Origin of the sequence: Yersinia pekkanenii, from assembly GCF_001152565.1 — a bacterium.
Taxonomy (GTDB): Bacteria; Pseudomonadota; Gammaproteobacteria; order Enterobacterales; family Enterobacteriaceae; genus Yersinia; species Yersinia pekkanenii.
The window spans coordinates 1-11,216 of the sequence record NZ_CQAZ01000070.1 but is presented as its reverse complement, the minus strand read 5'-3'; the positions used below and the strand labels follow the sequence as shown (position 1 = coordinate 11,216).

Here is an 11,216-nt window from a genome sequence, read left to right as displayed (position 1 = left end):
TTTCTTCTTCTGATTTGTCTGCATTGAGTGTGGTCAGGGCGGCGGTGTTAGCACCACTTTTATCGATGGTGACCACTTCGGGTTCGCCATGATGTCGAATGGCCTTGCGAAAGAAACGCAGGGCGGCGGCGGCATCCCGTTTGGCGGTCAGCAGGAAATCGATGGTCTGACCTGAAGTATCGACCGCCTCGGTATAAATATTTCCACTGACCTTTGACTTTGATGTAGGTTTCATCCATGCGCCACCGACGACCTACTGAGCGTTTATGTTGGCGAAACGCCTTATCCAGCAAGGGCACCAGGCGGATAACCCAGCGGTGTAACGTGGAATGGTCAACGGCAATACCGCGTTCAGCCATCATCTCTTCCAGGTTGCGCAGGCTCAGTGCGTAAGCCAGATACCAACGAACGCATTGGGCGATGATATCGACGGGATAATGCAGGCGTTTAAAGGCGTTTCGGATCAGAGACATGGTTAGGCAACACCGTAAAAAAAACAGCATGTTACCTGACGACACCTTAATGCGACAGAGCCAAATAAATATCCTCCGGCATAGCCGGAGGTTTTTCATATGCGCCTATAAGGCTCTCTTACCTGCCGCGCCCTAACAGGCGCATCGCGATCTGACATTTGCATCACAATTCGTTACTTACGGCCCGTAAACGGGCTACCCGGATAGGGGATCGACAACTGCTCACCCATTTTATCCTCTTCCAGTTGGTGCTTTATGTATTCTTGTATCCTGGCTGTATTTTTACCCACCGTATCAACGTAATACCCTCGACACCAAAACTCCCTGTTACGATATTTGAACTTCAAATCGCCAAACTGCTCATAAAGCATCAGGCTACTCTTTCCCTTTAGGTATCCCATAAAGCCCGACACACTCATCTTGGGTGGGATTTCCAGAAGCATATGGATGTGATCCACACAACATTCCGCTTCCAGAATATTCACGTTCTTCCATTCGCACAGCTTTCTTAAGATACTGCCAATCGCTTTGCGCTTTTCCCCGTAGAACACCTGTCTTCGGTACTTCGGCGCAAATACTATGTGATATTTACAGTTCCATCGCGTGTGCGCTAAGCTCTTTTCGTCCCTCATAGGGACCCCCTTTTGATTTCTTGTTGAACGTTTGCAGTTGCCAGACCGCAAACTGTTTTAACAAATCAAAAGGGGTAATGAGATGGTCACCCCCACCCTGTGAGCGGTAAGCTGACAGGGTGTTTTATTTTGGAGGGATCATCATGCAAAACGTTACGCTCATCGGCATCGATCTTGGTAAGCATTCATTCCATATTCATTGCCAGGAAAAACACGGCAACCCATTATTACGCAAGAAGTTTTCCCGCGCTCAACTCACCCAATTTCTCGCCACCTGCCAGCCTTGCATTGTCGCAATGGAGTCCTGTGCCGGGCGCATTTTATGGCCCGTCATATCAGCCAGTTAGGGCATCAGGTCAAACTCATTTCTCCGCAGTTTGTCCGGCCATTCGTTAAAAGTAATAAAAATGATTTCATCGACGCTGAGGCCATCTGCGAAGCTGCTTCCCGCCCCTCCATGCGCTTTGTGACACCCAGAACCGAAGATCAGCAGGCCATGTCGGCTCTGCATCGCGTCCGCGATTCTCTGGTCAGGGAGCGGGTCAAAACCACCAACCAAATGCATGCTTTTTTACTTGAGTTTGGGATCAGTATGCCACGCGGTATTGCCGTGATAAGACGGCTGGCGACCGTGCTGGAAGAGCACGAACTGCCGCCCTATTTAGCCCGTTTGCTCACCCGACTTCATCAACATTATGGCTACCTCTGCGAACAGATAGAGGAAGTTGAACAAGAGTTAAAAAGCCATATGGCCGATGATGAAACAGCGCAGCGTCTGCTTTCCATTCCCGGGGTCGGAACGATAACCGCCAGCCTGCTGGCGACCAAATTGGGGGACGGTAAAAACTACGCCAGCAGCCGGGATTTTGCGGCATCAACAGGATTAGTCCCTCGCCAGTACAGTACCGGCGGGAAAAGCACCCTGATGGGTATCAGCAAACGGGGGGATAAAAATCTGCGACGACTGCTGGTGCAATGCGCCCGAGTGTATATGCAGCGGCTGGAATATCAGTCGGGACGCCTGGCTGAATGGGTGCGGGGGCAACTGACTCGGCATCACTCGAATGTGGTGGCCTGCGCATTGGCGAACAAGCTGGCACGAATAGCCTGGGCAGTAACCACACAAGGAACCGTCTTCAGTAAATAAAAGAGCCAACAGTAAATCTACTGTCAGCTCAATGAGTTACCAAGTGACTTTCTGGTTTTGCGACGACTGATTATTGATGACATGAACGGCCCAGCGGCCTGATGATGAACCTGATATAAAAAATGGCTCTTTGAAGCCGACGGGGTTTTTAAGGTTCATCAGGCGCGGAACTCATCGTGGCGCGGGAGCTGGCTCCCACCAGACGCCGAATAGATTTAAGCAAGCCCATCATAAATCAAAATCAGTGTTGCAAAAAAGGGGGTGACCATAGATTTTTATAACTGACTCAAAGCTGAAAGCTTTACGGAACCCCCAGCCTAGCTGGGGGTTTTCTGTGCACAAAAAAACGGCTCCTAAGAGCCGTTTATGTGATCAAATGAGTCTTATTAGAAGCGCCAGCTAAACCCGGCGTTGACGCTGTTGTCCTGATGGTGCTGCGACAGCAGCCCGCCGTAGCCCAGCGACAGCGTGACGTTCTCGTTCACCGCCACTTCAGCCCCCGCCTTCAGCACCATCCCGTCGCGCGAGACCGGCACGCTGTCCACCACGAACGCCGAGTTGCCGCCGTTGAACCGCAGACCCGTGCCACGCTCCAGCCCACCGTACTGGTGTTGCCACCCCAGCTCGCTGCGCAGCGTCACCGTCGTGCCCGGGCTCACCTGCCACTCGGTGTCCGCACGCAGCCCCAGTGTCGACACTGTCGCGTCGGTATGCTGCTTGTCGCCGCGCCGCGCCGCTGCGCCGCCGCTTTCCGCGATGCCGTTGTTTTCGAAGTTCACGTACGCCAGGTTCACGAACGGCTCCAGGTTCAGCCACTCGCCTTTCACGCTGTAGCCCGCTTCCGCGAACAGTTGCTCGGTGCGCGCGCTGTACTTCGCCGTGTCACGGTCCGACTGCATCCCGTAGTTTACCGACCGTTTGGTGTCGATGCGGTGCCAGGTGTAACTCGCACCGCCGCGCAGCGCCAGCGCACCGAACTGCTTGTCGCCGTACGCCGCCAGGTGGTAGTTGTCGCTGTCCGCCTTCGACCCGTACCCGCCGTGCAGCGAGGTGCGGGTGTAGCCGGTCGCCACCCCCAGCCGCCAGTCGTCCGCCGTCGCCGAGTCCAGCCCGACCAGCACCCCGTAGGTCGAGGCCTGGTAACCCGTGGAGTTGGCATCGCCCGACGCGTGGTCCCACGCCCCCAGCAGCTGCGCCCAGGCCCCGCCCTCGTCCGCCTTGATGGCCGACGAACTCGCCAACCCTTCCGCCTGACGCAGACGCCCGTTCAGTGCCTCACGCAGGTAGCGGCTGTCGTTCACCAGCGCCGACGCGATGTCCGCATGGATTTGCCCCGACAGCTGACGGAACGCCTGCCGCGCCTCGCCCGCCGTGCCGCTGTTGAGAAGGCTCTCGTATACCGGGTTGCCCGCCGCCAGCGCATCCGCCGCCGCCGCTACTGCCCGCTCGTTCGGCGTCTGCGCCACGCTGGCGAAGCTCGTGCCGTTGCGCCCGACGCTCAGCGTCACCCCGGTCGGCTGGTAGCTCAGCCCGGTGCCGAGGAACAGGTAGTTCGGCGCCACCGCGTCAAACTGCCCGCTCACCCCCTGCTGCGCAGTCAGGATGTTGTACTGCTGGCCCAGCAGGCTGCGCACCTCGCTTTCCGTCAGCAGGTTGGGGCTGTTCTCCAGCGTTACCGCCACCTCGCCGCCGCCGATCGTCGCCGATCCGCTGCTCTGGATCCGATCGCTCTGGCCGTTCGGCTCCACCTCCACCGCGTAGCGCGACCCCGGCTCGAAGCTGACGTTGCCAGCCACGTTCAGGGTGCCGATCGAGTTGCCCGGCGCCACTGTGCCGCCACGGCGGGCGGTCAGCGAACCGACCGTGCCGCTGCCGCCGACGATGCCGCCGTTCTGCACGCTGACGGCCGAGGTGACCGAGCCGTTGACTGTCAGCCGCCCCTGATTGACCAGCGTCGGGCCGGCATAAATGTTGGCGCCGGTCATGATCAGCGTGCCCATTCCTTCTTTGGTCAGGCCGCCGTGGCCAGCAATATTATTGCGCCAAACATCCCAGGCACATTCCACACCGGTACACTGCCGTTCCAGCGGCGTCCCAGCGTCAAGCAGAGCGCCGATACCTGGGATGTTAGCCACAAACTGGGTATTGGTGTACGAGCCGGGCACGTAAAATTCCGCAGGGATATCTGCCGGGGCAATCAGCATTCCGGGACCATCCATGGCGTCTCTCAGGTTGATTTTCCCCCAGCCGAAACGGGCATCAATACCCGGCGCGCCAAGGTCGGTGGCGGTGGTTTTCAGCACATCGGCAATCTGCGCCGAGGTCATGTAGGGGAAACGCTGCATCAGCACGGCGGCTGCACCGGTGACGAGGGGGGCGGCCATGGAGGTACCACTCATCTCCTGGTAGCCCGGCTCCACACTCAGCTCTCCCCGGTTCAGCGCCGCTTCCGTAATGGGGGCGCCGGTGCGGGAAACAAAGCGTCCTACCGCACTATAAATATCCGTGCCGGGCGCCGAAACGCAGTAACTGGCGGTATGCCCGCAGCTTGTGGAACTGACATCCAAGTCGTCATTAGGCGTCATGTTGGTGACCGTCAGGTAACGATCCAGTACCTCAGGAAAGAGATAAGGCAGGCTGCCATCTCTCGTAGGCACATTGTAATTATTCTCATTGCCTGCTGCGAAAACAATCAGTTTGCCGTGGCGCGCAGCATACCGGCATAGCTGGCAATATCGCGTACTTCATCAGCGATAGTAGTGGGAATAGGGCCCAGGCTGAAGGCGTCGATACGCGCTCTGAGCGGGGACAGCTTGTCAATCTGAGAAGCCGACGTGAGTTGTTGATACATCAAGGTGCCATTAGGAAGAGACAAGTTGTTACCGGTGGCATCTTTCTCTATGGGAACAGTATCACCCCAGCTGTTATTAATCACCCGGATGTTGCTTTGGACCATGAATTCCAGCTGGCTATCCTTACCGGGAATACTACCTGTAGCAAGGGTGGCGCCGAACGCCACGCCGTGCATGCCAGTGCCCTCGCGGCCGGCCGCCGCAATGCCGGCCACGTGCACGCCGTGCCCTTCGAAAGCGATAATTCCACTGTTCTCATCAGTATCAAAATCATAAGGCAAATAGCCGGAGGCTAAAGTGAGTTTGCCGGCAAATTCGGGGTGTGGGAACAGCTTTGCATCAAGCACACCTATGTTCACCCCTTGTCCATTATACCCCCGAGCATAGGCATACTGTGCGTTAATTGCCCCCAGTCCCCACTGGCGGCTAAATTCGGGGGTCAGCCAGGAGTCAGGCTTGCCAATGCGCCCGGACTCCTGGTAAACGTTCCCAGTGGCCAGCACGGCGGCAGGAAAAAATAGACAACTCAGTGAAACACACAGCACTGAACGGAATTGAATTTTCACGTCTTATCCTTAAACAGAGGAAGGGCAAGTTTAAAACTGCGCGTTAGCATCATCACCAGGCAGTCCTATAACATTGCACAAATCTTACACTGTGAAATATACTTATATATTTATAAATAAATGTTAAACATTCTGTTTTCTCTCAAAATAAAAAATCATCCCACGCGATGTTTCGGCACTGTTGCAAATAGCTGCGTAGAGTAAACTTTCCTCCAATTTAAAGATCTTAGAGGCTGAAAACGTAGTTCACCAGACGCACTTCTCCCTGAGGATGGCCATAGTACCAAAGTTCTGCCTGTCCTTTGCGCAACGCGCGCATCACCTCTATCCCTTTGATTGTAGCGTAAGCCGTCTTCATGGATTTGAAGCCCAGCATCGGGTTGATTATCCGCTTCAGCTTACCGTGATCACATTCAATCACGTTGTTAAGGTATTTCACCTGCCGATGCTCAACGCCAAGTGGACACTTGCCCTGAACAGTAGCCCGCCTGCGGCGGGAGCGGCGCTGCTGTGCAGCTTCGGGGGTGTTCAGCGCCTGCGCACCGTTTTATACTCTGCGGCATGATAATTTCCCCAGGTACTCATCCACATGGCTCGCAATCAATCCCCCAGAAAGCGTAAACTAGGTAAATCAGGCTACACCGCGTCAGAAACAACCATCCCTCGCCCCCGTTATCCGAAGCGTTTTCTGGTCTCTACTCCGCCTCAAGGCGATTTTGGCGACGTCGCCGAGTTTTTCTATGACACCCCGGAGGAGACCATCCAGCACTGCGTGCGACTGGGCCCTCAGTTTTTCCTCGACACGCTGCCTTACCCACCGCTCGTCAATATTATCCGTGGATTTGAATCATCCACCGACAACAATGCGATTATAGAGTCCTTGCTGGCTGATGATTTTATCGTCGCCACAGAGCTCGGCATGGTACAAGTCTCCTTTGACCCATGGGACAAACACACCGACAACTGGGCTGACAGACCGGACGAACACGACTGCGACTGCGACTGCGACTGCGACTGCGGGCAGTGTGAGTGTCCTCCCTTTTATTTCACCCGCAATATCACGGGGTAAATTACCGCCGCATGTATATTCCCCGTCCGGCGAAGATGCTCTTCCAACACGACGAGGGCTGGAACCGCTTTCTCGACAAACACGGTGACACTATCACCGACTGGACCCAACTTTCCGTCGAGCGCATGCTCGCCTGCGGCACCTGTGCCATGGGCGTTCGACGCTACTGCTGTGCCTCACCCAACTGCACCCATTCCCGTTTCTTCTGTCAGAGTTGCAAATCAAAGGCCTGCAGTTCATGCGGAATGAAAGCCACCGAGCAGTGGATTGCCGAACAGCAGCACATCCTCCCCGACTGCGACTGGCAACACATCACTTTTACTATGCCCCACCTGCTCTGGCCTTTTTTCAACAATAACTGGCCCCTGCTCAATGACCTGTTTCGCTGTGCCACCCGCGCCATGCTCCGCTGGGCCCGCAAACAGGGGATCGAGGTCGGCATTTTCTGCGCCCTGCACACCTATGGCCGCCAGCTCAATCAGCATCCCCACATCCACGTTTCCGTCACCCGCGGTGGCCTCGATGTCAAACACAACACCTGGCGCAGCCTGTTTTTTAAGAAGAAGGCGGTGGAGAAAATCTGGCGCGGGGCGGTTATTCGTCTGCTGCGCGAAAGCTACGACCTTATCAAACCCGGCAGCCTGCTAGGTCTGGGCCACATTCGCGATGAAACTCAGTGGCGACGCTATCTGAAGGCTCAGTACGGGCGTTACTGGAAAGTCCACTTCGCGAAGAAAACCCGGGGAGCCTGGCACAGCGTCAAATACCTGGGGCGTTATCTGAAGCGTCCCCCGGTAGCCGCCTCTCAGCTGCGACACTACAGCGGCGGTGCTGTGGTCCATCATTACCACGATCATCGTACGCAGCAATACAAACGCCAAACGCTGACGCAGGAAGAGATGATCGGGCGCTATATCAGCCACATTCCGGCACGTCATTTTAAAATGGTGCGCTACTACGGTTTTTTATCCAACCGCAAGCGGGGCCAGCTGCTGCCAAAAGTGTATGAGGCCCTGAAGATGGAGGCGCGTAAAAAACCAGAGAAGCCGGGATTTGCGGTACTGATGAAGGGCTTCCTGGGAACGGATCCGTACCAATGTATCCTGTGCGGTGACCGACTGCGTTTTGCCGGCGCACAGAGGGGGTTTCACACAACAGAATTACTGTCGGAGAGGCTGCATAAAATGGAGCAGAAACGATGGCTTCGGACGCCCTCTTTGGGTCAGTGTGCCTGAAATTTTAGTTTTAGGTTAAAAACCCGGCGAAACTGCCATTTTTACACATTAAATAACTTAGGCCCACGTCGTTCGGGGATCTAAATGGCCACGATCCATGGTCAGGCGTTCTTGAAAGATGCAATTGAGTTTCCTAACCATGAACCAGACTCCAGTCGCAGGGTGTTTAGGTCGCACGCCTGGCGTAATGCTGTCGGTAGGTGTACTTCCAGAAAGTCGCGAGCGGTTTCTGGGTGCGTCAAAAACTGTTAAAAAAGCGCGTCGTGCGGTGTGGGTGTCGTTTTCATTGGCCAATAGTAGCATAGTCATTGGTAACACGGATTTTAGCGCCATAGCCTGAAGAATACTGCGGGTTAATTCCATATTTTCCCCGTTTCCTGATGCACCACATCCAACTCGACATAACAATAACGCATATCAGCTGCATAGGTGGCATCGCGGTTTAGTTCGTCGACCAGCTCATCCAGCTCTTGTTCGGTTTCATAGGGGACTCGCAAGATATAGTTGTTGCCTTTTGGGTCGGGCTTTTCCATATCAAAGCTCCAGCACCATTCATTCTCAATATCCGTTCTGACCTTCGATTTACCTCTGACGTATTTGGTATTGTTTTCAACGCGTAGCTCGATGAGTAGCGTTGCTATTTTTCTGGCTGAACGCTCGCCAGGTAAAATATCGTCGGGGTTCTGAAGCAGGTAGGTTTTTAGTATCCGGTAGACACTCGCTTTGCCGATATTCAGTTGTTTGGCCACCGAGTCGCGGGTAAAACCAGCACGAATCAGCTCGATGACTTCAGCGGATTTTGCACGAGCGGTCGGTTTTCTTCCTTTATGGAGAGCATAAAAAAGTGTGGGGCACGCCATGATATTGGCCACATCATAGCAAGCTAGATTTGTAGTAAAGCAGAATATTGATGAAGAAAATATTACCCTTCCATCAATATGTTAAGCCATTGCCCCACACTTTTTCATGCTCTCTGGTTAAAGGGGTTCCGTGATCATTTCCTCCAAAAGTCCCACCTTCACGTCATATCACTCTGAATTATAATGATATTAGTCATTTAAGGTTGATAATCTGGTGCGGTTCTTTTATCCCACGAACGTCCAGCTGTTGCATATGCTGATCCATTTTTGCCGCCATACGGCGAAAGTCTACCATTTTCATTGGTTTCCCTCTTTACAGACTGGGTAAGGATGAATGTGCTACCGGCTCCAATACGACTGTGTGGTGATCCAGGGCACTGTTGATAACCCTTGCGTGAAGTGAATACTCCGCCATAACCTGAATAAAGGTCATGGTGTCACCAATAATGCGAAACGGGACGGGGTGCAGGTGACGACCATCGGGGGTAAAGGCGGCATTAAGTACGGATTTTTCGACGTAGAAACCATTATCCAGGCGGGGTGTCAAAATTGTCCCGGATTTCCATTCCCGACTCTCCATCACATAATTGTCCCAGCCTTGATCTTTCAGTGTCTCAGTGGCGTAAGTGAGTCTGAACAGGTCTGATTGGTCGGCCAGATTACTACTACAGGAACGCCATAAATATTCCAGATGTTGGCATAGTTTGCCTGCCGCCCCGTGTTTGCGGCCCCGCTCCAGTAGCCAGGTAATATCGATAGCGACACTTTTGGGGAAGCGCTTCTGTTTCTGTGCGGTGGCCAGCCAGCGGATAAGAAACAGATTATCTGCGTAGGGTGTTCTCGCCATGCCATCCTGACGGGCTATGCCTAGTGCCACCAAAGCACAAAATGCCAGGTGGCTTAACGCCGAAGTAGTATTTTCCGGTGAGTCCGGTTCAATGTTGTCTAACAACGTCTTCCCTGCCCGTCATTTGGGATGATTAATGGCGGATTTGAGCCAGGTCATCAGCTGTCAGGCCAGTCATTTTCATAACCAAGTCGCGATCGAGACCGCTGGCCAGCATGGAACGAGCAATTTTCAGGGCAGCATCCCGTTCACCTTCTTGACGTCCTTCTTGTAGCCCTTCCTGGCGACCTTTCTCGATCCCTTTTTGTTCGAGTTTTTGTGCAATAGTCATCAATACCTCCTCGTGCTGAGGTGAACGGTGGGCCAGCTCCCGAAGAAAACTTTCCGGTGCCGCCGTGTCGCCAACCTGCAACATGTAATTCATCAGCGATGTCAGCTGCTCATTATTAGTGTAACCGCCAAGCAGCAACGTGACCAGTTGTTCCATTAGCTCTGCAAGGTCACGCTGACGAACGTGCTTTTGCAGCAGTTCCAGTATGGCCATGCGCCGGTGTGTCATGATTTCGTCATCAGAAATGACGGTCACATCAACCAATGGGAAATCATTGCCGTAGAGTTGTCCCGCCAGTTCCGGTTCACTGAATGCTTGCAGCCAGTTCATTGAATAAGGATAAGGTGTCACATGGCCATGATAGAATAAAATCGGAATAACCAAGGGCAGTTTATCGTTGCCAGCATCAAGGTGTCGTTGCATGGCGGCAATAGCATATCGCATCATGCGCAGGCCCATATGCCTGTCCGGAGTGCTTTGATGCTCGATCAATGCGTAGATGTAACCGTCACCCTGCCCCGCTTTTAGCGAATACAGTACATCAGAGTAGTAGGCGCGTAGATTTTCTTCAATAAAGGAGCCGGACTCCAGCCGCAGGGTATTCAGGTCGCACACCTGGCGTAGTGCTGGCGGTAGGTGTATATCCAGAAAGTCGCGAGCGGTTTCTGGGTGCGTCAAAAACTGTTTAAAAAGCGCGTCGTGCGGTGTTGGGGTCGTTTTCATTGGCCAATAGTAGCATAGTCATTGATAACACGGATTTTAGCGCCATAGCGTGAAGAATACTGTGGTTAATTCCATATTTTCCCCGTTTCCTGATGCACCACATCCAACTCGACATAACAATAGCGCATCTCAGCGGCATAGGCTGCATCACGGTTTAGTTCATCAACCAGTTCATCCAGCTCTTGTTCGGTTTCATAAGGAACTCGCAGGATATAGTCGTTGCTTTTTGGATCGGGCTTTTCCATATCAAAGCTCCAGTTCCATTCATTTTCGATATCAGTCCTGACTTTCGATTTACCTCTGACATATTTTGTATTGTTTTCAACGCGTAACTCGATGAGTAACGTCGCTATCTTTCTGGCTGAACGCTCACCAGGCAAAATATCATCGGGGTTCTGAAGCCGGTAGGTTTTCAGTATCCGGTAGACACTCGCTTTGCCAATATTCAGTTGCTTGGCCACCGAATCGCGGGTAAAACCGG

General features: G+C 53.6%; 6 protein-coding genes and 6 pseudogenes. 3 read left to right on the top strand and 9 right to left on the bottom strand.

From position 1 onward, the window contains the following. Positions 1–473: pseudogene (locus AEP37_RS27640) on the bottom strand (IS6 family transposase); the annotation flags it as partial. A 173-nt stretch (positions 474–646) separates the two neighbouring features. After that, the gene (gene tnpA, locus AEP37_RS21175) at positions 647–1,105 is read right to left on the bottom strand and encodes an IS200/IS605-like element IS1541B family transposase (protein WP_032899290.1); all 459 of its coding nucleotides are present in this window, start codon (positions 1,103–1,105) and stop codon (positions 647–649) included. Positions 1,106–1,248: 143 nt separating this feature from the next. Between tnpA and AEP37_RS21170 the strand changes: the two are divergent. Beyond that, positions 1,249–2,252 (top strand): annotated as a pseudogene (locus AEP37_RS21170) (IS110 family RNA-guided transposase). Between the two features lie 386 nt (positions 2,253–2,638). Here the strand turns inward: AEP37_RS21170 and AEP37_RS21165 are convergent. Next, a pseudogene (locus AEP37_RS21165) lies at positions 2,639–5,646 on the bottom strand (autotransporter outer membrane beta-barrel domain-containing protein). A gap of 250 nt (positions 5,647–5,896) precedes the next feature. Next, positions 5,897–6,145 (bottom strand): annotated as a pseudogene (locus AEP37_RS21160) (DDE-type integrase/transposase/recombinase); the annotation flags it as partial. A gap of 114 nt (positions 6,146–6,259) precedes the next feature. Between AEP37_RS21160 and AEP37_RS21155 the strand changes: the two are divergent. Together AEP37_RS21155 and AEP37_RS21150 are read left to right on the top strand one after the other, a co-directional pair. Beyond that, positions 6,260–6,739 carry a hypothetical protein gene (locus AEP37_RS21155; protein ID WP_050692019.1) on the top strand — a complete coding sequence of 160 codons (480 nt, stop codon included), beginning with the start codon at positions 6,260–6,262 and terminating at the stop codon, positions 6,737–6,739. 11 nt (positions 6,740–6,750) lie between these two features. Further along, a complete protein-coding gene (locus tag AEP37_RS21150) occupies positions 6,751–7,974 on the top strand; it encodes an IS91 family transposase (protein ID WP_049615196.1) in 1,224 nt (407 codons plus the stop codon). A gap of 122 nt (positions 7,975–8,096) precedes the next feature. On the opposite strand, the pseudogene AEP37_RS25335 reads toward AEP37_RS21150, so the two are convergent. The 5 genes and pseudogenes from AEP37_RS25335 to AEP37_RS26670 all read right to left on the bottom strand — a co-directional run. After that, positions 8,097–8,216, bottom strand: a pseudogene (locus AEP37_RS25335) (Rpn family recombination-promoting nuclease/putative transposase); the annotation flags it as partial. A 111-nt stretch (positions 8,217–8,327) separates the two neighbouring features. Further along, positions 8,328–8,834 carry a helix-turn-helix domain-containing protein gene (locus AEP37_RS25835; RefSeq protein WP_050692018.1) on the bottom strand — a complete coding sequence of 169 codons (507 nt, stop codon included), beginning with the start codon at positions 8,832–8,834 and terminating at the stop codon, positions 8,328–8,330. 313 nt (positions 8,835–9,147) lie between these two features. After that, positions 9,148–9,786: a DUF2913 family protein gene (locus tag AEP37_RS21135; protein WP_050692017.1), complete on the bottom strand. Its 639-nt coding sequence runs from the start codon at positions 9,784–9,786 to the stop codon at positions 9,148–9,150. Positions 9,787–9,814: 28 nt separating this feature from the next. Further along, positions 9,815–10,735, bottom strand: coding sequence for an Rpn family recombination-promoting nuclease/putative transposase (locus AEP37_RS21130; protein ID WP_049615194.1), 921 nt, complete (start codon positions 10,733–10,735; stop codon positions 9,815–9,817). A gap of 65 nt (positions 10,736–10,800) precedes the next feature. Then, positions 10,801–11,216: pseudogene (locus tag AEP37_RS26670) on the bottom strand (hypothetical protein); the annotation flags it as partial.

Coding starts and splice junctions, on each gene's coding strand:
- AEP37_RS21130 (WP_049615194.1), bottom strand. CDS start 10,735: ATGAAAACGACCCCAACACCGCACGACGCGCTTTTTAAACAGTTTTTG.
- tnpA (WP_032899290.1), bottom strand. CDS start 1,105: ATGAGGGACGAAAAGAGCTTAGCGCACACGCGATGGAACTGTAAATAT.
- AEP37_RS21155 (WP_050692019.1), top strand. CDS start 6,260: ATGGCTCGCAATCAATCCCCCAGAAAGCGTAAACTAGGTAAATCAGGC.
- AEP37_RS25835 (WP_050692018.1), bottom strand. CDS start 8,834: ATGGCGTGCCCCACACTTTTTTATGCTCTCCATAAAGGAAGAAAACCG.
- AEP37_RS21150 (WP_049615196.1), top strand. CDS start 6,751: ATGTATATTCCCCGTCCGGCGAAGATGCTCTTCCAACACGACGAGGGC.